Here is a 25,212-nt window from a genome sequence, read left to right on the forward strand (position 1 = left end):
AATTTGTTATTAATTTTTATTTTAACTAAAAAAAGAATCAAAAAATAGCATTTTAATTGTATTTAAATAGTGCATTTCTTTGATTCTTTTTTGTTTAAAAATATTAAATATTATCTAGTTGAATTTATCCAATAATTCTTTAATTCTTCTCATTGCTTCTCTCAAATCCTCTTCCGAAGCTGCATAAGAGAATCTTATACATTCCGGACTTCCGAAAGAAACACCACCAACGCATCCTACGTGGGCATTTTCTAATAAGAACATTGCGAAATCATCAGAATCTTTAATTTCAACACCATCCAAAGTTTTTCCAATATAATGAGAAATATCCGGGAAGAAATAAAATGCTGCTTTTGGCAACAAAACCTTAAATCCTGGAATTTCTTTCATTAAATCAAAAACCAAATCTCTTCTTACTTTAAAAGCGTCGATCATGTATTTGTAATCAGAAGGGTCTGTCTGCAAAGCAACAATTGAAGCTCTTTGAGCAACTGTGTTTGCACCGCTTGTCATTTGTCCCTGAACTTTTTCACAAGCTTTTGCCAACCATTCCGGACATGCAGAATATCCGATTCTCCAACCTGTCATGGCAAAAGCTTTTGACATTCCGTTGATTACGGCAGTTTGTTCGTAAACTTCTGGAAATTGTGCGATGGAAGTTGTTTTTGTTTCGTAGTTAATATATTCGTAGATCTCGTCTGAAATTACCGTTACATGAGGATATTTAGCAATAACTTTAGCTAAAGATTTCAACTCATCATATGTATAATACCCACCTGAAGGATTGCACGGTGAGCTGAATAAAATAGCTTTTGTTTTATCTGTAATGGCTTCTTCTAATTGCTCTGCAGTGATTTTAAAATCAGTTACATAAGATGTTGGAAGCATCACAGAATTTCCGCCCATCATTTTTACCATTTCATCGTAACTTACCCAATAAGGGTTGGGAAGAATAACTTCATCTCCGTCATTTATTAATGCTGCCAAAACATTGATAATTGATTGTTTAGCTCCATTGGAAACACAGATTTGCGAAGGTTTGTATTCTAAATTGTTGTCTCGCTTTAATTTATGAGAAATAGCTTCGCGAAGCTCTAAAAATCCCGGAACAGGAGAGTAATGACTGTAGTTTTGATTAATGGCATCGAAAGCCGCCTGTTTTATATTGTCAGGAACATCGAAATCTGGTTCGCCCAAAGTAAGGCTGATGACATCTATTCCGTTGGCTTTCATTTCTCTAGCCTTATTCGACATTACAAAAGTCTGTGAGTAACCCAGTCTATTTACTCTATCCGAAAGTTTATTCATTATTAATTTAATTATTTTTCAATTTTAACAAATATAGGATAAAAACTAATTTTTGAAAAATTTTTCTGTGAACTGTTTTGGTTTGAAGATGGAAGATAGAGGCTGGAAGAAGTATTACCATCAAAAAAATATTCTCAAAATATATAAACTCCAACTTCCATCTCTCGACTTCCAGCCTTTCAGAAGTAGAAATAAAAACTTATTTTTGCTTTTTATAATATTTCACATGTCTACAACGTTACTACTAAAATACTTTCCGGATCTTACCGAAAATCAGATCGATCAGTTCAATAAATTGGAAGATTTATACAATGAATGGAACGAAAAAATTAATGTGATTTCACGAAAAGATATGGAATCTCTGTATGAAAAGCATATTTTACACTCTTTGGGAATCGCAAAAGTGATGGAATTTGCACCAGGAACCAAAGTCTTGGACATCGGAACCGGTGGCGGTTTTCCGGGGATTCCGTTGGCGATTTTATTTCCGGAAGTACAATTTACGTTAATTGATTCGATCGGAAAAAAAATTACAGTGGTAAATGCTGTTGCAGAAGGTGTAGGATTGAAAAATGTAACTGCAATTCATGGAAGAGCGGAAAAATTAAAGGAAAAATTCCATTTTGTAGTAAGCCGTGCAGTAACGCAAATGCCGGAATTTTTAAGATGGTTAAAAGGCAAATTTGAAAAAGAACAAATTAATCCCAAACACAACGGAATTTTGTATTTAAAAGGCGGAGACTTAGCAGAAGAGCTTGCCGGACTTAAATGTGAAATTTTCAACTTAAAAAGCTATTTTGATGAAGAGTTTTATGATACCAAAAAAGTTGTGTATCTATCAAAAGGAAATTTTAATTCTTAATTTAACATAATTAAGGAATAATTTTTGCTTAAAAATTAATTAATAATCAAAATTTTGTAGTTATGAAAAAGTTTTTCCATATTGGGTTTTCTGCATTAGTTTTAGGATTATTTTTCACTTCATGTAACGATGACGACGACTATCAGACGATAGAATCTATTGATAAAATAAAAATAGACAGTGTGAAAATCGTAAATGATACAATGGACGTTTTTTCTGTTCAGAGTATTAAAACTTATTCCACGTATCCATCTCATTGCCAAGGATTTTACGGTTACGATTATATTCATACGGATAACTTTACGAGAACGGTTACTGCCTATAAATATATCAGCAACGGACCTTGTACGCAAGAAAATTATACAGCTGCAAGCCAGATCAATTTTAGTCCGCAACAAACTGGTATATATACTTTTAAATTCTGGAACGGTGGCACAAACTGGATTACCAAAACAATTGTAGTTGAATAAAATAAATGAAAGGGATTTTTGTAGCTTGTATTCTGATTTCCAATGTGTTATTTGGTCAAAGAATATACTGGTCGGAGAATGTGAAATTAAAATGGAGTAATTTTAAAAGTAGAGTAAATAATCAGCATGGTTCTAATGTTGCTGCATACACAAACTGTGGCTGGATCTATTCTTATGTAAAGTCTTCTAATCCGAAAGTTCCCATCAAAATAAAGATTGAAACGGTTTTTAATGAAGATAAATCGTGGAAAGATGTGAAAAGAATTAATGATTATGTTCTTCTTCATGAACAAAAACATTTTGATGTGGCTGAAATTTTTTCACGAAAATTGAGAAAAGAAGTTGCGGAAAAAATAAAATCAAATTCCGATTTTGATAGATATTTTAAAGATATTTATGCAAGAATTCTTAAAGAATATCAGGATTTTCAAAAAGCCTACGACGGCGAAACAAAGAATGGCATTGTTGAGGAAAAACAATCAGAATATAATCGTATTATTGCTGAAGAATTAGAAAATTATAAAAGCTACAAAGCGTATTGAAATTCCTCAATAAAATCATCGATGAATTATTAGTTCAAAACACGGATTTATCTGTGTTTAACATAGTTTTGCCCGGAAAGCGTCCGATCGTTTTTATCCGACGGATTTTAGAGGAAAATAATTATTCCGGATTTCTTCCAAATTTTTTCACTGTTGAAGAACTTATTGATCGAATTGCTGACAAACAGCCTATTCAAGGGATTTCGCTGTGGCTGTTTGCCTTTGATGTCTATAAAAGTCTGAATTTAATTCCCAATTATGATTTTTCTGAATTTTTAAAATGGTTTCCGACTTTACAGAAAGATTGGGACGATATTTTGAAGTTTTCTGAAAGCGATCAGGCGGTTTTAGAATATATGTTCGATGAAGAAAGGATCAAGGAATGGGCACAAGATTTGGGTGAAGACGATGATGTTCCACGAAAAAAATTCCTAAATTTTTGGCAAAACATGAATGTTTTTCTTCCTGTTTTAAAGAAAAAATTACAGGAAAAAAACTGGGCAACTTCAGGAATGATTCATGAAACGGCAAAAGCAAGTATTGTTGATTTTGCTAAAAATACGAATGAACAGTTTGTTTTTTGTGGTTTTAATGCATTTACCCCTGTTGAAGAAAAATTAGTCAGAAGCCTTTTGCAGTGGGATAAAGCGCAGTGTTTTTTTCAGGCAGATCATTATTATTTTGATGATGAAAGACAGGAAGCCGGAAAGTTTTTGAGAAATCATAAAACATGGAAAGAATTCGATGACCATAGACTTTTTAACTGGATTGAAGACGACTTTAATCAACCTAAAAATATAAAAGTTTACGAAGTTTCAGGGAATATTACACAAACAAAAATTTTACCTGAAATTTTCAAAGAAATAGAAAATAAAACATTTTCTGATACAGCCGTTGTTTTGTTGGATGAAAACCTTCTTCCCGCAAGTTTAGATGTAATGTACAATGTTCAGAATCTGAATATTACAATGGGTTTTCCGTTGAAAAATCTTTCTTTTTCGAATGCCATAAAACAGCTTTTTTATCTTCAGAAACAATTAGAAAAAAATAAGTCATCTTATTATTATCGTGATATTTTTCCCATTCTTGAAGAACTTCCGAAATCGATTGAAGATGAGTTGATTATCAATCAATTCAAAGCAAAAATTGAGGAACGAAACATCGTTTATATTTCAAGAAAATTACTCGATGAACTTTTGGGTGAGCTTTCATATTATAATTTACTTCAAAAAGCAGATTCTACAGGAATTTATTTAGATTCATTAATTGAATTTTGTAAGAAAGTAAAATGGCTGCAAATTGATGATATTCAATACGAAAATGTATCTCATTTTGAGAATTCATTTAGAATTATTAAAAACCAATTGTCTCCATACCAATTTGAAATCAAAATGGAAACATTGGAAATTTTGATTAATCAACATATTAATTCTGAAAGTATTGATTTTCAAGGTGAACCTTTGCGAGGATTACAAATTATGGGATTGTTGGAAACCCGTCTTTTGAATTTTGAAAACGTAATTATGCTTTCTGTAAATGAAGGGAAACTACCGCTCGGTAATTCGCAAAATACCTATATTCCTTTCGATATCAGACGGTTTTTTGATATGCATACTTTCCTTGAAAATGACAGTATTTATGCATACCATTTTTACCGTTTGATTCAGGATTCTAAAAATGTTCATTTGTTATTTAATGCTTTAAGTTCGGGTGTAAATACGGGTGAAAAAAGTAGATTTATTACTCAAATTGAGATGGAAAGTTCTCATCAAATAGAGCACCTGGTTATAGAAAATTCTTCCGAACCGATCATCACACAACCGATTGAAATTTCAAAGACAAACATTGTGTTGGAAAGGCTTCAAAAATGGAAGGAAAAAGTTTCCGCGTCGCACCTTACGAGCTATCTTTATAATCCCATCGATTTTTATTTTTCGAAGATTTTAAAGACATCTGAAAGTGACGAAATTGAAGAGGAATTATCAGTTAAAAATTATGGGAATTTAGTTCACTATACACTTCAAGAAGTTTATGAGGTGTTAAAAGGTAAAGCGCTAAAAGAAAATGATTTAAAGGATTCAATTAAAGCAATTGATAAATATATTGAAGTTGCAATTGATAAGCTAAAACATCAACCTGAATTCTACGAAAAAGGGATGAATTTCATCCACAAGGCGATTGCCAAAAAGGTGATTGAAAACATCCTTAATCATGATCTTGAATTAATAAAAAGTGGAAATAAATTAGAAATTTTAGATATAGAAAAACGCTTCGAAAATGTTGATTTTTATCTTGATGAAAACGATAAAATTTCTTTCTTTGGTTTCATCGATCGAATCGACCGACTGAACGGGACTTTAAGAATCATCGATTATAAAACAGCGAAAATTAAAAACTTAATTGTAAAAATCGACGAAAATAATGTAGATGATTATTTCCACAACAGCGATCGAAAACAAGCGTTGCAATTATGTATATATCAATATGTTGTGCAGAATCTTCCAGAGTTTTGGGGAATGCCAATTGAGACAGGAATCTGGAGTTTTGCAGAGGCGAAAAAAGGAGTTGTTTCGTTACAATTTGAAAAAGGAAATATTGATGATGCGATGAAATCTATCAAAAGTTTAATTGATGAAATTTTAAATCCCGACATGAATTTTATTGAAGAAATAAAATCATATTCTAATTAATTTAATGCATTGATTTTTAATAAAACAGAAGAGCTTAACAAAACTGTCAAGCTCTTTTTTATTTCTATTTTTCTAAATTTAGAAAGCGTTAATTCCTGTAATATCAAGACCTGTAATCAACAAATGAACATCGTGAGTTCCTTCGTAAGTGATTACAGATTCAAGGTTTGCGGCGTGGCGCATCATCGGGAATTCACCCATAATTCCCATTCCTCCGAGGATTTGACGAGATTCTCTGGCAATATCAATAGCCATTTTTACATTATTTCTTTTCGCCATTGAAATTTGGGCAGGAGTTGCTTTATGAGCATTCTTAAGATTTCCTAATTGTAGACAAAGTAATTGAGCCTTAGTGATTTCCGTTAAAAATTCGGCTAGTTTCTTCTGTTGTAACTGATAAGATCCAATTGGTTTTCCAAACTGTTTTCTTTCTTTAGAATACTGAACGGCAGTACAATAGCAATCAATTGCTGCACCGATTACGCCCCAAGAAATACCGTATCTCGCTGAATTTAAGCACGATAAAGGTCCTTTTAATCCCGTAACTCCAGGAAGTAAATTTTCTTTTGGTACTTTTACATCATTAAAAACCAATTCTCCTGTTTTTGAAGCTCTTAAACTCCATTTATTATGAGTTTCAGGTGTTGTAAAGCCTTCCATCCCTCTTTCTACGATCAATCCCTGAACTTTTCCTTCTTCATTTTTAGCCCAAACCACGGCAATATCGCAAAGAGGAGAGTTTGTGATCCACATTTTCGCCCCATTCAAAAGATAATGATCTCCCATATCTTTAAAATATGTTTCCATAGAACCTGGATCTGAACCGTGATTTGGCTCAGTCAAACCGAAAGAACCAATCATTTCACCGGCTGCTAATTTTGGTAAATATTTCTTTTTCTGCTCTTCAGAACCAAATTCATTAATAGGAAACATCACCAAAGAACTTTGTACAGAAGCTGCAGAACGAACGGCAGAATCACCCCTTTCCAGCTCCTGCATGATTAAACCGTAAGAAATTTGATCTAATCCTGAACCTCCGTATTCAACAGGAATATAGGGGCCAAGTGCGCCAATTTTCCCCAATTCTCTCATCAAATTCGGTATATCTGTATGATTTTGTGCAGCTTGATCTATCTGTGGCATTACAAAACTTTCCACCCAATCTCTTACAGACTGGCGAATAAGTTTGTGTTCATCGGTAAGTAAAGCATCGATCCCGTAATAATCGGGGATGCTCGTAAGGGAATAATATGACATTGTAATTTAATTTTCCTAAAAGTAATACTTTTCGGTATTCCTGAAAAATTTTTTTTAAATGTCGTTTATTGGTTGATTTTAAACTAATTAAATGAAGTTTTACTCAGCAGAATCACTAAAATCGTTTCCCTCTTCATTGGAGATTGGGTACTGATTCGTCGGATTGTAAATTCTAGTTTTAAATTTATACAAATACGGAGCTTTGTTTGCTGAACCATCGTACAATTTCTCAAGCCTTTCTAAAATATTTAAACTCAATATTTTACGTTGAAAATTATTTCTTCTGAATTTTTCACCTAAAATGGTTTCATACAGACATTGAAGATCTTTCATCGTGAATTTTTCAGGCAAAAGATTACTTGCTGCAACTTCTGTGTTGATGTTCATTCTTAAGTATTCCAGACCGGTCTCGATGATTCTGTCGTGATCGAAAGCCATTTGGGGTAAATTATTGACTTCAAACCATTCACAAGTCTCGTTGAAAGCATCAGGGAAAGTATTCGCAAGAGAAAAATCGATCAAACTGCAATATCCAACTGTAATAAATCTTTGGAAAATCCAGTGATCTTTCGGAACTTCAATACCTTTATTGTTTAGTAGAATTTGGTGAACATTATTCTCCGTTCTGTCAATTCTACCGAATGTGTGGAACTGTTTTAAGAAAATATCTTTAAGATGTGTTCTTTCATGCAATACACGTGCAGCAGCTTCACGAAGGTCTTCATCATTAAAGACAAAACCACCCGGAAGAGACCACAAATTGAGGTCATGGTACTTCAAAAGCAACACTTTCAGGATATTATTATGAAAACCAAATATGGTACAATCGACAGATACATGCGCTACAAAGTCTTTTGTATCAATAAGTTCCCGTAGAGTTTCCTTGTTTTTTTCGTTCTTGATTTCCATGGTAGTAAAAATAAAATTATTTTCTAAATGTTTTTATTAGCAAGTCTAAAATAAATTAAACTTATCGTAAATACCACAATTACAGCGATTAAAATATATATAGAATAGAAATTCAGCAATTCATTTTTAAATAAAACAGACATTATAATTGAACTTACAGAGCTACCCAACGATGAAAAAATAACTATTAGTGATGTAATAAGGTTGGCTTTCGAATTTTCGATATGGGCAATCATTTTTGAATTGATAACAGGGTAGAGTGGTGATAAAAATAATCCAATCACCGGAAATAAAAATAGCAACGCCTTTGAATTATCTGTCACTAAAAACTGGATGCCAATGATTACGGATAAAACAAGCATAATTAATGAAAGACATAAAATATAGTACTTTGAAAGAGAAAATTTCTGAATAATATTCGCTGTAATGGTTCTTCCGATGTACGAAAATAAAGATAAAAATGATGAAGCCTGAAGCGCAAAAAATGAATTTACTTTTAAATGATTTTTATAAAAAGAAGGCAGCCAGGAATTGAAGCTTTGCTCAACAAAAACAATAGAAAAAACTACAGCTAAAAATATAATAATCAAAGGATTGATAAATGTTATGAGGTCTTTTAAGATATTTTCTTTTTCTTCCTTTATTGGTTCTGCAATCGGTAATCTTGAAAATAAAAAGATGGTAACGGCTGATAAGACTGATATGGATAAAAAGCCAAATTTCCAGAATTGAGAAAACTGACTGGAAATAATCCACCCAAATCCCGTATTCACAACAAAAACTCCGATCATGAAGGAAGCTTCGACACTATTCATGGTTTTAGCTAAAGATTTTTCATCTGAAATATTGTTTCTGATGATTCCAAAGACACAAATTTTTCCGATTGCGAAACACGTTCCTATAATGGCAAACCATAATTTATAAAACCAAAATACCTCTACAAATGGTAAAATAAGTGAACAAATCCCAACAATTGTTAAAGCTAAAATAAGAGATTTTTTTGTTCCAAATTTGCTGATAAAATTAACAGCGAAAAGTGAAATAAAAGCAATCGGAAGATCTTTGAAAGATTCTAAAAATCCTAATTTATCATAGGTGATTTTTGCCTCCGAAAGTTGAAGAATTACAATGCCCATGCAGTTTAGCACCATGGAGAAAATTAGAAAAGTCAGCTTGAGTGGAAGTGAAATTTTAGAGAGCTTGGTCGACATTTTGGGGATTTTTTTTATTGATTTTTTGCCAAATTTTACTCGTTTTTAAGAAAAATTTATGCCTTTAAACCCCCAAAAATAAACGAAATATTAAAATAATTATTAATAAAATGTTAATTATTTAAAAAAAAATATATTTTTATTGTCTCAATTTGAGAATTAAAAAACTAACTGTATATGAATGTAAGAATATCTAGAAGTTTGGGGATGGTTGCAGTGCTATATTTTACTGCAAATTTCAATGCCCAAAACACAAAGAAAGACACTCTTCCAAAAGAACAAAAAATTGAAGAGGTAGTAATGATCGGTTACGGTACTCAGAAAAAGAGTAATGTGACGGGTGCGATCGCAAGTATTAAAGCCAGTGACATTGAAGCAATTCCTGCAGGTAAACCGGAACAAGTGCTTCAGGGGAGAGCTGCCGGTGTTAATGTAATCTCAAATTCTGGGCAGCCTGGATCTAGTGCAACAATTAGAGTAAGAGGAATTACCAGTTATTCATCCAATAATGATCCACTTTGGGTGGTTGATGGAATTGTTGTAGACGGAATTGGATGGCTTAATCAGAGTGATATTGAAAGTATTGAAGTCCTAAAAGATGGAGCGTCATCAGCTATTTATGGTGTGTCTGCAGCAAGAGGTGTAATTTTGGTTACTACTAAAAAAGGAAAAAGAGGAAGACTTAATCTAACGTATAATGGCTTCTATGGTGTTAGCAATGCTGCAAGAAAATTAGATCTTTTAGATGCGACACAGTATGCAAGTATTATCAATGAAGGTTTTGCCAATGATGGGAAGCCAATTAGATTTCAAAATCCTTCGTCGTTTGGCAAAGGTACAGATTGGCAAGACCAGATTTTCAGCACTGGAGAAAGACAAAATCATGAAGTAAGTGTACAGGGAGGAAATGAAAAGTCATTGTTTTACGGATCTTTCGGATATTATGATCAATCTGGTATTGTAATGAGTGATATATCTTACTATAAAAGATTAACAGCAAGAATAAACTCGAGCCATAAAGTTACAGATTGGCTTACATTAGGTCAGACATTTGGCTATACTCATCAGAAAAATCAAGGGATTAATTCTAATGGTGAATTTGGCGGACCTTTAAGCTCAGCAGTAAATCTTGATCCAATTACTCCTGTAGTTGTAAAAGATTTTTCTACAGTAGATCCCAACATCTATTCCAATCCATACATAGTCAGAGATGAATATGGGAATCCGTATGGAATTTCCCCTTATGTAAATCAGGAAATGTCTAACCCAAAAGCTTTTAGATATACCCAGCTTGGTAATTTTAACTGGTCTGATGATTTTATAGCAAATGTGTACGCAGAAGTTAAATTTTTAGATCATTTTACTTTTAAATCTTCTTTAAATGGTAAAAAAGCATATTGGGGAAGCCAGAGTTTTACACCTTTATTTTATTTAAGCTCTACTTACAGTAATTTAGTGAATAATAGTTTAAGCCGTACAACTCAAAATAAATTTGAGTGGAGCATGGAAAACACATTAAACTATCAGAATAAATTTGGTAAGCATAATTTTAATGTTTTGTTAGGAACAGGATATTATGATTATAACATTGGAAATGGACAGACGATTACCCATACAAATCTACCTATTACAAGCTATGAAGACGCATCATTCAATTTTGCTTTGCCTTCTGAAAACAGAACTTCTAATGCATGGGATAATGTAGAGTGGAATAAAGCTTCTTATTTTGGACGTCTTATATACGATTATGACAATAGATATTTATTAACGGGAACATTGCGTTATGATGGATCTTCTCTTTTCGGACCCAATCATCACTGGGGACTTTTTCCTTCTTTCTCTTTAGGATGGAATGTTAATAACGAAAGTTTCTGGCCTCAGAATAATATAGTTAATAGTTTGAAATTCCGTGGAGGTTTTGGAACATTAGGTAATGATGGTATTGAAACATTCAGATTTTCTAGTTTCTTTTTATCAGGCTTTAATTATACCAACGGGAACAATACAGTGCTGACTGGATATGCTCCAGGTTCTTTGGCAAATCCAGATCTCAAATGGGAAACAACAAGACAGGTAAATATTGCTGCCGATCTTAAACTATTTAATAATTTTAATTTATCAGTAGATTTTTATAAGAAAAAAACAGTTGATATTTTACGTCCTATAAAAATCCCGGGTTATGTTGGGGTCTCAGCTCCTTATATTGCTAATGTAGGTGATATGGAAAACCGAGGTGTAGAAGTTGAACTTGGATACAAGAAAAACTGGAATGACTTCACATTCTCACTAAATACAAACTTTGCATATAATGAAAACGAAGTTCTTACATTAGAAACAGGAACTAAATATTTAGATGAGGGGAGTTTCCAATCTATGGGTCCTGTACAAAGAACAATTGTGGGAAGACCTTATAAATCATTCTATGGTTTTCAGACCTTGGGAGTATTCCAAAACCAATCACAGATTAATTCTTACGTAAATTCAAACGGACAAATGCTTCAGGCTAATGCAAAACCTGGGGATTTTATCTGGCAGGATTCAAATGGTGATGGTGTGATAGATGATAATGACAAAGTATATCTTGGAAGTTCAATACCTAAATTCAATTTCGGGGCTACTTTAAATATTAGCTACAAAAACTGGGATTTAATGGTATTTGGACAGGGAGCAGCTGGGCATAAAATATTCCAGGGTCTAAGAAGACTAGATATGCTGGATGCAAACTATCAGACAAAAATTCTTGATCGTTGGACGGGAGAAGGATCTACAAATGACAACCCAAGAGTTACTAGAGATGATCCTAATAAAAACTATTCCAGAATGTCAAACTGGTATTTACAGAAAGGAGATTATTTCCGTATCAAATTAGTACAGATAGGATACACGTTACCATCAAATATGACGCAAAATTTCGGAGTAAGCAAATTACGTCTATATGTTACAGGTGAAAATCTTTTCACATTTACGAAATATACAGGATACGATCCTGAAATTGCAGCAGGTGATTCTTTTGGAATCGATAGAGCATTTTATCCACAAGCCAGAACTTTCATGTTTGGTGCTAATGTAACTTTCTAAAAAAAATAAAATGAAAAATAAATTCTTTAAAATAAGTATTGCGGCTTCTCTATTGATAGGTTTATCCGCAGCAAATGTTTCTTGTACAGACGCTGATCTTGAAGAAAAAACAAATCCCGGAACATTTTTATCGGAAAACTTTTTCCGAAATGAGCAGGAATGTTTTTTTGCGCTTGTCGGTACATATGATCCTTTAAGAAAATATGCAGGAGGTTTTGAAAATCTAGTAACTTTCTACAATGCAGCATCTGACGATTTTTATGCAGGAGGAGGAAGTGCTACTGATGGAGCAGGAATTCAGGGAGCGTCAAACTTCCAGATTAATCCTAATACAATGCCTCCAAGTTATTGGAGTGATTATTATCAAGGGATTGCTAGAGCAAATACTCTTATTTTAAGAGCTCCGAATGCGGTAATGAATGAAACGACGAAAAGCAGATTCATTGCAGAAGCAAAAGTTCTTCGTGCTTTATATTATTTTGATTTGGTACGTATTTTTAGAAATATTCCATTAATTCTAAAACCTTTTACAGCATCCGATGATCTTTTTAATGTTCCACAGGTTGCACCTACTGCAGTTTATACTCAAATAGAGACAGATTTACTAGAAGCAATTCCTAACCTTCCTATGACTGTCTCAGGTGAGCAAAGAGGGCGATTAACTCAAGGAGCTGCAAAAGCACTACTTGGTAAAGTTTACTTGTATGAAAACAAGAAAAATGAGGCTGCAGCGCAATTTGCTGATGTAAACGGAACACCTGGCGGGACAAGTCAATATGGATACAAATTAGTAGCCAACTATGCAGATCTGTTTAAATCAGCTCCAGTTACTGAAGCTAACGATCCATATAAGTTTAGCACCGAATCTATTATTGAAGTTATGCATACAAATAAAGCAAATTCAGACTGGAGCTTTTGGGGGCAGGGAAAAGATGAGGGAAATTCTATCTGTGTAATGACAGCGCCAAGATCTTATAATAGAAAGGCTACAGATGCACCGGACATTGTTTCAGGATGGGCATTTAATGTTATAACTACAGATCTTTATAACTTCATGCAAACCGACCCTAGAAGAGATGCAACAATTCTTAATATGAATCTCTTAAAACAACAAAATAAGGCTGATTATTCTCCTGCTTACATGGATACAGGATATTTCTTCAACAAATTTATGCCGACAAAGGATAAAGTTACCAATTTACCTGGAGTATCTGAGCTTAATTACAGACAAAACTACATTCTTATCAGACTTGCAGATACTTATCTTATGGAAGCAGAAGCTCTTAACGGAACAGGATCCAGAGCGCAGGCTTTACTTGATGCAGTAAGAGCAAGAGTTGGCTTAGCATCCGTACCAGTAAGCTTACAGGCTGTTAAAGATGAAAGAAGAAGAGAACTAGCAGGTGAAGGTCATAGATTCTTTGATCTTGTTAGATGGGGAGAAGCATCTACAAAATTAGCATCTAAAGGTTTCATAGCAGGTAAAAATGAGATTATGCCAATACCTTTAACGGAACTTACCGGAACAATCTTAAAGCAAAACCCAGGTTATTAATATTAATCAATAAAAACATGATAACTAAATATATTACTAAAACTCTTTTAATAAGTTCAGCTGTTTTTTTTCTGGCAGGATGTTCTCCGGATACTGTAGGTGAAGGAAATGGTCTTACACAGCCTTCAGTGGACGCATCTTTTACAGTAACTAAAACAAGTGAAAATCACTATCACTTAAAAGCTGTTAATGACAATTATGTTAATTTCATAAATTCTCAATGGAACGTCGATTACGATGGTTTTATCAATGGAAAAAATGAGATGGACATTTTTCTTCCGGATGCAGGAACATATGTTGTTCAGCGAAATACAGTAGGTATTGGTGGACAAGTCGGAGGTACAGCAAGTAATACTATTGTTGTTCCAACTTCAGATCCAGTAGCTGGCAACATTATTCAGGGCGGAAGATTTGATACACCCGCAGAAGTTGCAAAGTGGACAATTCATCCTATTAGTCCTACCAAAGCTCAATGGGTGATAGCTAATGGTAAAGCAACAATTGTAGCTTCAGGAGGTAATCAGCAAGCTTTTTATCAAGCTGTAAATGTAGTTGCAGGACAAAAGTATTCCATAGATATGGTAGCATCTTCAGGAACAGCATTAGAAAATACATGGTTCGAAGTTTATGTAGTTAACAGCTTACCAGCACCTGGCAATGATATTAGTGGAACAGTTTATAGAAATATTAATACATGGGATGGTTGTGGTAAAAGTGCTTTCGGAGGAAAAGTTTCTGCTATAGGATGCAATAGTGGTAAAAATGCAGGAGTTTATACTGCAACAGCAACTGGAACAGTCTATCTGGTAATTAAATGCGGAGGAGATAAGGTGACAGGATTGAGCGTAGATAAAGTTGAATTCAGAAAAACCACGTAAACCTCACACAATTAAATCGATATGAAATCACAACATTCATATAGTTTCGTACTTAGAAGTGCTGCACTCTGCGGTGTAGCGCTTCTTTCTTTTTTAAACTGCAGCAGTACATCTTCGGATTTGTCTAATAATGACAATTCAGGGAACAATGGAAACGGAAGTACTTCCGGAGATCCGGTACAGGTGTGGTTAACGAAAGGAGATCAAACAGTGAAACTACAACAACAGGGTACAGCTTATTTTTCAGGAACATCAAGCACAGGAACAACAATAGAAGTGGATGCTTCGCAGATTTTCCAAAGTATTGATGGTTTCGGATATACGCTTACTGGTGGGAGTGTTCAGGTAATTAATCAGCTGAATGCAACCAAGAAACAGGAATTATTGAATGATCTATTCAGTAGTTCAGGAATTGGTATTAGTTATTTAAGAATTAGCATTGGCGCTTCAGATTTGAACAGCGAGGTTTTTTCTTATGACGATATGCCAACAGGACAAACAGATCCTACGCTTGCACAATTTAGCTTAACGAAAGATCAGGCTGTTATCCAGATGTTAAAAGATATTTTGGTGATTAATCCAAATATTAAAATCTTAGCAACACCGTGGTCACCTCCGGTTTGGATGAAAGACAACGGAAACAGCATGGGAGGTAGCTTAAAACCTGAATTTTACGGAGTTTATGCTCAATATTTCGTAAAATATATTCAGCAAATGCAGGCTCAGGGAATTAAAATTGATGCCATTACACCTCAAAACGAGCCACTGCATCCGGGAAACAATCCAAGTATGTATATGACGGCAGGAAGTCAGGCTACTTTTATTAAAAATAATTTAGGGCCTGCTTTTCAGGCTGCCAATATTACCACTAAAATTATTGCTTACGATCACAATTGCGATGATCCGACTTATCCTTTGACTGTTTTAAATGACACAGCGGCAAATCCTTACGTGGATGGATCGGCTTTCCATTTATATGCAGGAGATATTTCGGCGTTGAGTACCGTTCACAATTTATTTCCAAATAAAGACGTCTATTTCACAGAACAATGGACAAGTTCTACAGGAGGTTTCTCCGGAGATTTGGATTGGCACGTAAAAAACGTTATTATTGGTTCGATGAGAAACTGGAGTAAGACAGCGTTGGAGTGGAATGTAGCAAATGATGCCTCGTTTGGGCCTCATACGCCGGGTGGCTGTACTCAATGTAAAGGTGCTATTACAGTAAATAATGCGACGGCATACGACAAAAATGTTGCCTACTATATTATCGCTCATGCTTCTAAATTTGTTCCGGTAAATTCTCAGAGAATCGCTTCTACACAGGGCGATAACCTTTCAACGGTAGCTTTTAAAACTCCGGCTGGGAAAACAGTTCTTATTGTTCAGAACAGCAATTCTGGGGACAAAGCTTTTACCATTAAATATAATCAGAAGACAGCTCCTGTTACTATTTCAGGAAGCTCAACTGCGACATATATTTTTTAAAGTAAAGAATCAATTGGATGAAATGAAAATCTTAGTGTTCTTATTTAAGTGGAAACGCCTTTGCGAACTTAAAAATAAGCAATATTAATTTCAAAAAATCTTTGCGGACTTTGCGTTAAAAAATTAATATAAAAACAGAAAATTAGAGTAAAATGAAGAGAGTTTATTTCTTATTGGCAATTACAGCATTTGGGATGAATGCATTTGGACAAAAGACAATCGACCAGAGAGTTTCTGAGTTGTTGTCGAAAATGACGTTAGAAGAAAAAGTAGGGCAGTTGGTTCAATACAGCGGTTTTGAATATGCAACAGGTCCTCAGAATTCCAATTCTGCAAGTGTTTTAAATGAAATAAAACAAGGCAAAGTCGGTTCTATGCTCAATGTAGCGGGAGCAGAAGAAACAAGAAAATTTCAGGAATTAGCTTTAAAATCTAGGTTGAGAATTCCATTACTGTTTGGTCAGGATGTAATTCATGGGTACAGAACAACATTTCCCGTGAATTTGGGTCAGGCGGCAAGCTGGGATTTAAAATTAATTGAAAAATCAGAAAGAATTGCGGCTACGGAAGCATCAGCTTATGGAATTCACTGGACGTTTGCACCAATGGTCGACATTGCGAGAGATCCACGATGGGGAAGAGTAATGGAAGGTTCAGGTGAAGATACTTACTTGGGAACGCAGATTGGTTTGGCAAGAATCAAAGGTTTTCAGGGAAAAGGTCTTGGAAATCTGGATGCAATCATGGCTTGTGCAAAACATTTCGCGGCTTATGGAGCGGCAGTTGGCGGAAGAGATTACAATTCTGTTGACATGAGTTTAAGACAATTAAACGAAACCTATCTTCCTCCTTTCAAAGCGGCTGCAGAAGCCGGAGTTGCAACTTTTATGAACTCTTTTAATGATATTAACGGAATTCCGGCAACAGCAAATAAGTATATCTTAAGAGATTTATTAAAAGGAAAATGGAATTACAAAGGTTTTGTGGTTTCAGATTGGGGAAGCATCGGCGAAATGGTTCCTCACGGCTATGCTAAAGATAATAAAGAAGCGGCGGAAAAGGCCATCAATGCAGGAAGCGATATGGATATGGAAAGCCGAGCTTACATTGCGGAACTTCCAAAATTGGTTCAGGAAGGAAAGGTTGATCCGAAGTTGATTGATGATGCAGCAAGAAGAATTTTGATTAAAAAATTTGAGATGGGATTATTCGACGATCCTTACAGATTCAGCAACGAAAAAAGACAGAAAGAGCAGCTAAATAATCAGGAAAACAGAAAATTCGGAAGAGAATTTGGTTCAAAATCTATTGTTTTACTTAAAAATCAAAATAATATTCTGCCTCTTTCAAGATCTACAAAAACGGTTGCCTTGATTGGACCTTTCGGAAAAGAAACTTCTGCCAATCACGGATTCTGGTCGATTGCATTTAAAGACGATAATCAAAGAATCATTACCCAATTTGATGGAATTAAAAATCAATTAGATAAAAACTCAACATTATTGTATGCAAAAGGCGCGAATGTTGATGATCAGGACAAGTCGATGTTTGCAGAAGCCGTAGAAACAGCGAAAAAAGCAGACGTTGTCATCATGACTTTAGGTGAAGGTCACGCGATGAGCGGTGAGGCGAAAAGCAGAAGCAATCTACATTTTACAGGTGTTCAGGAAGATCTGTTGAAAGAAATTGCTAAAACAGGAAAACCGATTGTCTTGATGATTAACGCAGGAAGACCTTTGGTTTTTGATTGGGCGGCAGACAATATTCCGACAATTATGTACACTTGGTGGTTGGGAACGGAAGCTGGGAATTCTATAGCGGATGTTCTCTTCGGTACAGTAAATCCGGGCGGGAAACTTCCAATGACTTTCCCGAGAACAGAAGGACAGATTCCTGTTTACTACAATCATTACAATACGGGAAGACCTGCAAAAAATAACACCGACAGAAACTATGTTTCGGCTTATATCGATTTGGATAATGACCCGAAATTTCCGTTTGGTTATGGTTTAAGTTATACTCAGTTTAAATATTCTGATATGAATTTAAGTTCAACCAATCTTAAAGGAAATCAGACTTTAAATATCAGTGTAAATGTTTCTAACACTGGAAATTATGATGGGGAAGAAGTGGTGCAGCTGTACATCAGAGATCTTTTCGGAAAGGTTGTAAGACCTGTAAAAGAATTGAAAGGTTTTGAAAAAGTTTTCATTAAAAAAGGGGAAACAAAAACAATCAATTTCACTTTAACTCCGGAAAATCTAAAATTCTATGACGATCAGCTGAATTTTGATTGGGAAGGCGGTGACTTTGACATTATGGTCGGAACTGATTCTCAAAATGTTCAGACTAAAAGAATTAACTGGTCAAAATAATATAAGTTTTCTAAACTAAGAGCGGGATAAAACCCGCTTTTGGTGGCAGAAGACTAAATGTTTTTTTGCGAAATATCAATTAAACACAACTTTTGTCATTCTGAAAGAATCTAGATAATCTTTGTAGAGATGCTTCCAGCATGACAACTTTGAAAATAATCTTAATCTAAAATTTTTTAACGCAAAGATTTAAATATTATAACTCAAAATTTTAAGGAGTAAAGTATTGCGACAAAGTCGCTTATTAAGCCAGCTTCATAAAATCAATGAAATTGATTCAAATCTTTGCTCCTTATAATTAACAGCATTTTTCATAAAACCTTTGCGTTTAAAAACAGTATAAAACAAAAATTCCAAACATGAAACTCCAAAACATCATCACCATTTTACTCGGCGGAACATTACTTTTTTCTGTTTCGAGTTGTGCCTCAAACAAACCCGATTCAAGCAGAAAATTGATTTGGAATGATGAATTTAACGGAAAAGGTTTACCAGATTCTTCCAAATGGAATTATGATGTCGGAGGTGGAGGTTATGGAAATGACGAAGCTCAGTTTTACACTAAAAACCGTCTCGAAAATGCAAGAGTCGAAAATGGAAATTTAATCATTGAAGCCAGAAAAGAAAACTGGGAAAAGAATAAATATACTTCAGCCAGACTTTTAACGAAAGGGAAATTTTCATTTCAGTACGGTACGGTTGAGGTTCGTGCAAAACTTCCAAAAGGTCGCGGAACCTGGCCTGCAATATGGATGATGAGCGAAAATATGAAGAAATGGCCGGATGACGGTGAATTGGATATCATGGAGCATGTTGGATTTAATCAAGGTTATGTTCATGCTTCGGTTCATACAAAAAAATACAATCACAAAATCGGAACTCAAAAAACGGATACTTTGATTGTAAAAGATTTGAGCGAAAAGTTCCATGTTTATAAAGCGGACTGGACGCCTGAGAAGATTGATGTTTATATCGACGATCAAAAGTTTTTCACGTATGAAAATAAAGAAAAAACATATGAAGCATGGCCTTTTGATCAGCCTTATTTTATCATTTTAAATCTTGCAGTTGGCGGATTTTGGGGTGGAAAAGAGGGAATTGATGACAGCATTTTTTCTCAGAAATATTATATAGACTATGTAAGAGTGTATCAAAATAAATAAAATACACAATTTTTAGTGTTGAAGGTTAATAAGCTTTTAACATGATGATCAATTATAAAATAGAAAGAAGAAAGAATGAAAAAACTAATCGTAAGTTGTTTTGTTGTTGGGCTGGCTTTCAACGCAAATGCACAAAATTACTGGAAAAAAAATGCCGGAAAAACAGGAAGAGTAATTCTTACCAATGCCAAAACCAATGAAAAATTAGCGAATAAAGGAACAGTGAAATTCGAAAAATTCGATCAGCCGAAGGAAAATGAACTTAGTATTTTTGTTGATCCCGATTTTAAATATCAGAAATTAATAGGAATTGGTGGAGCCATCACAGATGCTGCTGCCGAAACTTTTTATAAAATGCCAAAGGATAAGCAGAAAGAAATTATCGAGGCTTATTATGGCAAAAACGGATTGGGATATTCGGTAGTTCGTACGAATATGAACTCTTGTGATTTTTCGAGCGATTCTTATACATATGTTCAGGATAATGATACTTCGTTGAAATCATTTGATGTTGCTCATGATGAGAAGTTTAAAATTCCAATGATTAAGGAAGCTCAAAAAGCAATTGGAAACAATTTTAAATTATATTTTTCTCCGTGGAGTCCACCAGCTTGGATGAAAACCAATAAAAATATGTTGGATGGAGGAAAATTAGAACCTCAATATTATCAGACTTGGGCAGATTATTATGTGAAATTCATCAAGGAATATGAAAAAAGAGGAATCAACATTTGGGGATTGACGATCCAAAATGAAGCCATGGCAAGACAAACCTGGGAATCTTGCATGTACACGGCGGAAGAAGAAGGAAATTTCCTGAAAAATAATTTGGGACCAACGCTTTGGAAAAATGGATTTAAGGATAAAAAGGTAATGATTTGGGATCACAATCGTGATTTAATGTATCAACGAGCAACGACAACGCTGAGCGATCCTGAAGTTTCAAAATATGCTTCGGGAATTGCGTATCACTGGTATGAAGTTTGGCACAACAGAACGAATTTGTTCGATAACGTGATGGAGACCAACAGAGCTTTCTCGGATAAATTCCTTGCTTTTACAGAAGGCTGTAAGGAGGTGTTTAAAATGGAAAGAATTGAAGATGTAAGTCTGGGAGAATTGTACGGTCGAAATATGATTAACGATTTCAACAGAGGAACATCATTATGGACTGACTGGAACGTTCTTTTGGACGAAACTGGCGGACCAAACCACGTTGGAAATTTCTGTTTTGCACCAATCATTGCTGATACAAAAACAGGCGAAGTTCATTATACTTATGAATATTATTATGTCGGACAGGTTTCAAAATTTGTAAAACCAAATGCAAGAAGGGTAGGAAGTTCTGCAAATACATCAGATCTTACAGCAACTTCATTCATGAACGAAAACGGAGAATTAGTAACGATCATCATGAATGACTCCGACAAAGACATCAACGCCAACCTTTGGATTGAAGGGATGTCTGCAAAATTAAATGCTCCGGCACACTCTATACAGACCGTAATTTTATAGACTTCATATTTAAGATTATTTTTAAGAATCGGCGGCATCGAAGATGCCGCCGATTTCGTTTTTATTAGAATTAAACTTTTTATTTTCAAAGTTTGTCATTCCGTAGGAATCTAAGCGAAGTTTTTAGAAATTATAGTGGAAAAATTCGAGTCTAGATTCCTACGGAATGACAAACTCTATGAATATTTTCCTAGCGTTTAATTATACGATCGGAAACCATAGCCCCGATTGCAACGGCATCCTTTTGTGTAGCGAAGCGAAGCAAAAGATATAGTGGAAAGCGGGATTAAGCTTCAAATAAAAAGTTTTAAAAATATTAAAAACAGAAAACCGAAGCAATTGCCTCGGTTTTTGTATTATTTATGAGAGTAATTTAATTATTCAACATCATATTTGCTGATAACCTTCTGAGTAACACCAGAGCTGCTGAAACCTCCATCATGGAAAAGATTCTGCATTGTTACTTTTTTCGTAAGATCAGAGAACAAAGTTACACAGTAATCTGCACATTCAAGAGCTGTAGCATTTCCTAGTGGAGACATATCTTCTGCATATCCAAGGAAACCTCCGAAGCCTTTTACACCGCTACCTGCAGTAGTTGGAGTAGGAGACTGAGAAACTGTATTTACACGTACTTTTCTTTCACCCCAATAGCTTCCGAAAGTTCTTGCGATACTTTCCAAATATGCTTTGTTGTCAGACATATCATTGTAATCCGGGAATGTTCTTTGTGCAGCGATGTAAGTAAGCGCCAAAATACTTCCCCATTCATTCATACAGTCTTTTTCATAAGCCACTTTCATCACTTTGTGGAAAGAAACTGCTGAGATATCCCAACCTTTTTCCAACCAGTCATAGTTCATTTCTGTATAATGTTTTCCTTTTCTTACGTTGATAGACATTCCGATAGAGTGAAGGATAAAATCGATTTTACCAAATTTGGCAACTGCAGCATCAAAAAGTTTTTCAAGATCTTCGATAGAAGTAGCATCTGCTCCGATAACTTCAGAACCTGTTTTTTCTGCTAAACCGTTAAGTTCTCCCATTCTCAAAGCAATAGGAGCATTAGACAAGATAAATTCAGCACCTTCTTCATGACATCTTTCAGCAACTTTCCATGCGATTGATTGTTCATTAAGGGCTCCAAAAATAATTCCCTTTTTGCCTTTAAGTAAACCGTATGACATAATTTTTTAATGTTTATTAATATTACAAATGTAGCAATAATTTGTGTTTAGAGCATAATAAAAAACGGAGCCTTATGTAAAAAGACTCCGTTTTTCTTGAAAATATTTATATGACTGAAATTTTTAATTGGTTTTCTTGTTCCATTCTGCTTTTACATCCTCTGCTGCGTCCTTAGTTTTTTCCCAGGCTTCGTTTGCTTTATCTTTAATATCGTCCCAAGCATCGGACGCATTGTTTTTTACTTTATCAAACCAGTCTTCCTGCTGCGCTTCCTCATCATTGGCTCTTTTTTCGTTGATATAATCTTTCGCTCTGTCAGCTAATTCTTCAATTTTCCATTTTGCTTTATCTGCGGTATTTTTCAAAGAATTTTCTGTGTTGTTCACTGCATTTTCAGCTTTGTTGTATTCTGAATTATTCATAATATTAAATATTTTGTTGTGTGATAGTAAATAAACAAGAACCATTCCTAAAATTTCAGAAGCCTGTTAAACTTTTCATAAACTTTTGTTATACTTTTCTAAATAATGTTTTCTTAATTTAAAATGGAAATCAAAAAAGGAATTTTTAAGAAAAAATCTCATATTATGTTATTTGAAGATAAACAGTTTGTAGTATGCTATCAAGTAATTTTAAAGAATAATAAAGAATTCTAACAAAAATTAATTTTTTTTTAATCTTTTTTTAAATTCATTCCTTCAAATTAGCCTTAAAAGACAAAAAAACACCGTTTTTTTCCAGATAAATATGTGTATATAAAATAGGAATACGACTTAGGTTTTTAATATTCAGACTTTTACATTAAATTAAATCAATATGTGTTGATTTTTTAAAAAATGCAAAAAGTAGAGTTATTTTATATTTTTTAAATGTTTCACTTATTAATGATAAATTAAATTTTATTCATTTTTATGTGAAGTTATTTGTGAAAAGTGAAATTTTATTCCACTAAAGTAAGAATTAAAATACGTATTATATCCTTCTCAGGCCGCGATTTAGCGATTTGTTAATTTTAATGATTCTTTCATTAAACAGTGATTAAATAAGCATTTATTCACTGTTTAGTATAGTTATTGAAAAATATTCAAAAAAAATATCGATTTATTGAAAAATTTATATATTTGCCGTAGTAAACTATAACTAATAATAACTCGGGGATGCAAAAAAAGAAAATTCTACAATCAATACTATTCATTTTTCTAAGTAGTATTTATTACGCTCAAGTAGGGATAGGTATATCAAATCCGAATCAATCTGCAATGCTTCAGATTAATTCGTCTAATAAAGGTTTACTAATTCCTAGCATAGCTTTAACTTCATTATCAGACGCGACAACTATTCCTTCGCCGGCGAATAGCCTTCTGGTGTGGAATAATGGAACAGGAGGACTTACAACAACAGGATTCTATTTTTGGAACAATAATACATGGAATTCACTTTCTGCCACTGGAAACGGAATTACTTCAGGAGGTGGTGGGAGTACCAATTCTACAACAGGTTGGAAAACTACAGGTGATAATACCGGAAATTATGGTGGCGCAAACACACCATTATCTTTAGGAACATCTACTTTGGATGATTTGGTTTTTAAAGTGAATTCTAATGTGATGGGAAGGTTGGGAGTTTATAATTCAATCAGTTTCGGAGTGGGTGCAAATGCGGCTCAGAATGGAATTGCTTTAGGAACTTCAAGCTCGGCTTATCAAGGAATTTCTATTGGAAATAATTCAAATGTTACCCAGAATGAATCTATCGGTATCGGAGAATTATCTAATGTTTCGGGATATCGTTCACTTGCTTTAGGCTACAATTCTAAAGTAACGGTAAATGAATCTTCCGCAATCGGAAACAATTCTACGGCTTCAGGCTTTCAGTCGACGGCGGTAGGTTTTAATGCAAAAACAACCGCTAACGAATCATCTGCATTAGGAAATAATTCTTTGGCGGCAGGTTACCAATCGATTGCCTTGGGATACAATGCAAAAACAAATTCTAACAGCGAAACAGCGGTAGGATATGGTTCATTAACAAATGGACAAAACTCAACAGCAATTGGCTCAGGAGCTTCTGCAACAGGGCAAAATTCTACAGCAATTGGGTATCAGGCAACAACTTCTCAATATAATGCAATTGTTTTAGGAAATAGCAGTGCAAATGTGGGGATCGGAACAAGTACACCAAATACAACCGCAAAATTGGATGTAAACGGAGCTTATAAATTAGGAGACAGAGGAACAGTGACTAAAAACCAAATCAGTTTTGAGGTTTGGCCTAGTGTTTCTATTAATAATCTGGCATCAGGAAAATCCACAACAATGAATATCACCATTCCTCCGGCTCTTATTCCGAGCTCAACTAGAGGAACAATCGTGGTATCTCCGGCGGGAGATTTTGCAGGAAATTCTACCTTCTCAATTTCTAATCCCAGAATGACATCGACATCAAATATTACAATCAACCTTACGAATATTTCATCGGGTGCAGAAAGTTTGAATTCTTCGCACTTCTATGTTACCGTAAATGAATTTTAATAGAATTAGAATTAAATAATTAAGTGTGAACGTTACTTCAAATATATTTTAGGATTTATATATAAAGAAGTTATTAAAAACCATTAAAACCTTGCGCAACAAATCTTAGTGGTATAATAGGGAAGGATTTTCAGAAATGAAATCCTTTTTTTATTTGAATTGAACCTTCAAGGCTTTGAAAACCTTGAAGGT

Annotated in this window: 18 protein-coding genes; 12 read left to right on the forward strand and 6 right to left on the reverse strand. The window is 34.3% G+C overall.

The features are described from left to right. Positions 1 to 114 precede the first annotated feature (114 nt). On the reverse strand, positions 115 to 1,308 hold the full coding sequence (locus tag ACKX2A_RS00550; protein WP_415327072.1) for a pyridoxal phosphate-dependent aminotransferase: 1,194 nt from the start codon (positions 1,306 to 1,308) through the stop codon (positions 115 to 117). Positions 1,309 to 1,534: 226 nt separating this feature from the next. On the opposite strand from ACKX2A_RS00550, the gene rsmG reads away from it, so the two are divergent. The 4 genes from rsmG (at position 1,535) to ACKX2A_RS00570 (ending at position 5,872) form a co-directional block, all read left to right on the forward strand. Then, complete coding sequence (rsmG, locus tag ACKX2A_RS00555; protein ID WP_415327073.1) at positions 1,535 to 2,170, forward strand: 16S rRNA (guanine(527)-N(7))-methyltransferase RsmG; 636 nt, start codon at positions 1,535 to 1,537, stop codon at positions 2,168 to 2,170. Positions 2,171 to 2,232: 62 nt separating this feature from the next. Then, the gene (locus tag ACKX2A_RS00560) at positions 2,233 to 2,640 is read left to right on the forward strand and encodes a hypothetical protein (RefSeq protein WP_415327074.1); all 408 of its coding nucleotides are present in this window, start codon (positions 2,233 to 2,235) and stop codon (positions 2,638 to 2,640) included. A gap of 5 nt (positions 2,641 to 2,645) precedes the next feature. After that, on the forward strand, positions 2,646 to 3,182 hold the full coding sequence (locus ACKX2A_RS00565; RefSeq protein WP_415327075.1) for a DUF922 domain-containing protein: 537 nt from the start codon (positions 2,646 to 2,648) through the stop codon (positions 3,180 to 3,182). Continuing rightward, a complete protein-coding gene (locus ACKX2A_RS00570; protein ID WP_415327076.1) occupies positions 3,179 to 5,872 on the forward strand; it encodes a PD-(D/E)XK nuclease family protein in 2,694 nt (897 codons plus the stop codon). Before ACKX2A_RS00565 ends, ACKX2A_RS00570 begins: the two co-directional genes overlap by 4 nt. A 78-nt stretch (positions 5,873 to 5,950) precedes the next feature. On the opposite strand, the gene ACKX2A_RS00575 is transcribed toward ACKX2A_RS00570, so the two are convergent. The 3 genes from ACKX2A_RS00575 to ACKX2A_RS00585 all read right to left on the reverse strand — a co-directional run bounded on the left by ACKX2A_RS00575 (position 5,951) and on the right by ACKX2A_RS00585 (position 9,249). Further along, the gene (locus tag ACKX2A_RS00575; protein ID WP_415327077.1) at positions 5,951 to 7,129 is read right to left on the reverse strand and encodes an acyl-CoA dehydrogenase family protein; all 1,179 of its coding nucleotides are present in this window, start codon (positions 7,127 to 7,129) and stop codon (positions 5,951 to 5,953) included. Positions 7,130 to 7,228: 99 nt separating this feature from the next. After that, positions 7,229 to 8,038, reverse strand: coding sequence for an NUDIX hydrolase (locus ACKX2A_RS00580; protein ID WP_415327078.1), 810 nt, complete (start codon positions 8,036 to 8,038; stop codon positions 7,229 to 7,231). Positions 8,039 to 8,061: 23 nt separating this feature from the next. Further along, entirely contained in the window at positions 8,062 to 9,249 is a 1,188-nt protein-coding gene (locus tag ACKX2A_RS00585; protein WP_415327079.1) for an MFS transporter, read from the reverse strand. A gap of 177 nt (positions 9,250 to 9,426) precedes the next feature. Between ACKX2A_RS00585 and ACKX2A_RS00590 the strand changes: the two genes are divergently transcribed. The 7 genes from ACKX2A_RS00590 to ACKX2A_RS00620 all read left to right on the forward strand — a co-directional run bounded on the left by ACKX2A_RS00590 (position 9,427) and on the right by ACKX2A_RS00620 (position 21,301). Then, complete coding sequence (locus ACKX2A_RS00590) at positions 9,427 to 12,327, forward strand: SusC/RagA family TonB-linked outer membrane protein (protein ID WP_415327080.1); 2,901 nt, start codon at positions 9,427 to 9,429, stop codon at positions 12,325 to 12,327. Positions 12,328 to 12,337: 10 nt separating this feature from the next. Then, entirely contained in the window at positions 12,338 to 13,882 is a 1,545-nt protein-coding gene (locus ACKX2A_RS00595) for a RagB/SusD family nutrient uptake outer membrane protein (protein WP_415327081.1), read from the forward strand. A gap of 17 nt (positions 13,883 to 13,899) precedes the next feature. Continuing rightward, entirely contained in the window at positions 13,900 to 14,760 is an 861-nt protein-coding gene (locus tag ACKX2A_RS00600) for a hypothetical protein (protein ID WP_415327082.1), read from the forward strand. Between the two features lie 21 nt (positions 14,761 to 14,781). After that, positions 14,782 to 16,248 (forward strand): glycoside hydrolase family 30 protein, encoded by a 1,467-nt coding sequence (locus tag ACKX2A_RS00605; RefSeq protein ID WP_415327083.1) that lies wholly within the window; start codon positions 14,782 to 14,784, stop codon positions 16,246 to 16,248. Between the two features lie 152 nt (positions 16,249 to 16,400). Beyond that, entirely contained in the window at positions 16,401 to 18,623 is a 2,223-nt protein-coding gene (bglX, locus tag ACKX2A_RS00610; protein WP_415327084.1) for a beta-glucosidase BglX, read from the forward strand. A gap of 359 nt (positions 18,624 to 18,982) precedes the next feature. Continuing rightward, entirely contained in the window at positions 18,983 to 19,786 is an 804-nt protein-coding gene (locus ACKX2A_RS00615; protein WP_415327085.1) for a family 16 glycosylhydrolase, read from the forward strand. Between the two features lie 75 nt (positions 19,787 to 19,861). Then, positions 19,862 to 21,301: a glycoside hydrolase family 30 protein gene (locus tag ACKX2A_RS00620; RefSeq protein WP_415327086.1), complete on the forward strand. Its 1,440-nt coding sequence runs from the start codon at positions 19,862 to 19,864 to the stop codon at positions 21,299 to 21,301. A gap of 377 nt (positions 21,302 to 21,678) precedes the next feature. On the opposite strand, the gene ACKX2A_RS00625 is transcribed toward ACKX2A_RS00620, so the two are convergent. After that, the gene (locus ACKX2A_RS00625) at positions 21,679 to 22,488 is read right to left on the reverse strand and encodes an enoyl-ACP reductase (RefSeq protein WP_415327087.1); all 810 of its coding nucleotides are present in this window, start codon (positions 22,486 to 22,488) and stop codon (positions 21,679 to 21,681) included. 123 nt (positions 22,489 to 22,611) lie between these two features. Next, positions 22,612 to 22,911, reverse strand: a complete 300-nt coding sequence (locus tag ACKX2A_RS00630) for a hypothetical protein (RefSeq protein WP_415327088.1) — start codon at positions 22,909 to 22,911, stop codon at positions 22,612 to 22,614. Positions 22,912 to 23,646: 735 nt separating this feature from the next. On the opposite strand from ACKX2A_RS00630, the gene ACKX2A_RS00635 reads away from it, so the two are divergent. Next, positions 23,647 to 25,020, forward strand: coding sequence for a hypothetical protein (locus ACKX2A_RS00635; RefSeq protein WP_415327089.1), 1,374 nt, complete (start codon positions 23,647 to 23,649; stop codon positions 25,018 to 25,020). Positions 25,021 to 25,212 lie beyond the last annotated feature (192 nt).

This window comes from Chryseobacterium sp. MMS23-Vi53 (assembly GCF_047651245.1).
Lineage (GTDB): Bacteria > Bacteroidota > Bacteroidia > Flavobacteriales > Weeksellaceae > Chryseobacterium.

Excerpts from the sequence above, each read along its gene's own strand:
- bglX (WP_415327084.1), top strand. The coding sequence starts at position 16,401 with ATGAAGAGAGTTTATTTCTTATTGGCAATTACAGCATTTGGGATGAAT.
- ACKX2A_RS00580 (WP_415327078.1), bottom strand. The coding sequence starts at position 8,038 with ATGGAAATCAAGAACGAAAAAAACAAGGAAACTCTACGGGAACTTATT.
- ACKX2A_RS00625 (WP_415327087.1), bottom strand. The coding sequence starts at position 22,488 with ATGTCATACGGTTTACTTAAAGGCAAAAAGGGAATTATTTTTGGAGCC.
- ACKX2A_RS00585 (WP_415327079.1), bottom strand. The coding sequence starts at position 9,249 with ATGTCGACCAAGCTCTCTAAAATTTCACTTCCACTCAAGCTGACTTTT.
- ACKX2A_RS00600 (WP_415327082.1), top strand. The coding sequence starts at position 13,900 with ATGATAACTAAATATATTACTAAAACTCTTTTAATAAGTTCAGCTGTT.
- ACKX2A_RS00615 (WP_415327085.1), top strand. The coding sequence starts at position 18,983 with ATGAAACTCCAAAACATCATCACCATTTTACTCGGCGGAACATTACTT.
- ACKX2A_RS00605 (WP_415327083.1), top strand. The coding sequence starts at position 14,782 with ATGAAATCACAACATTCATATAGTTTCGTACTTAGAAGTGCTGCACTC.
- ACKX2A_RS00560 (WP_415327074.1), top strand. The coding sequence starts at position 2,233 with ATGAAAAAGTTTTTCCATATTGGGTTTTCTGCATTAGTTTTAGGATTA.
- ACKX2A_RS00630 (WP_415327088.1), bottom strand. The coding sequence starts at position 22,911 with ATGAATAATTCAGAATACAACAAAGCTGAAAATGCAGTGAACAACACA.
- ACKX2A_RS00620 (WP_415327086.1), top strand. The coding sequence starts at position 19,862 with ATGAAAAAACTAATCGTAAGTTGTTTTGTTGTTGGGCTGGCTTTCAAC.
- ACKX2A_RS00575 (WP_415327077.1), bottom strand. The coding sequence starts at position 7,129 with ATGTCATATTATTCCCTTACGAGCATCCCCGATTATTACGGGATCGAT.
- ACKX2A_RS00565 (WP_415327075.1), top strand. The coding sequence starts at position 2,646 with ATGAAAGGGATTTTTGTAGCTTGTATTCTGATTTCCAATGTGTTATTT.
- ACKX2A_RS00550 (WP_415327072.1), bottom strand. The coding sequence starts at position 1,308 with ATGAATAAACTTTCGGATAGAGTAAATAGACTGGGTTACTCACAGACT.
- ACKX2A_RS00590 (WP_415327080.1), top strand. The coding sequence starts at position 9,427 with ATGAATGTAAGAATATCTAGAAGTTTGGGGATGGTTGCAGTGCTATAT.
- ACKX2A_RS00635 (WP_415327089.1), top strand. The coding sequence starts at position 23,647 with ATGCAAAAAAAGAAAATTCTACAATCAATACTATTCATTTTTCTAAGT.
- rsmG (WP_415327073.1), top strand. The coding sequence starts at position 1,535 with ATGTCTACAACGTTACTACTAAAATACTTTCCGGATCTTACCGAAAAT.
- ACKX2A_RS00595 (WP_415327081.1), top strand. The coding sequence starts at position 12,338 with ATGAAAAATAAATTCTTTAAAATAAGTATTGCGGCTTCTCTATTGATA.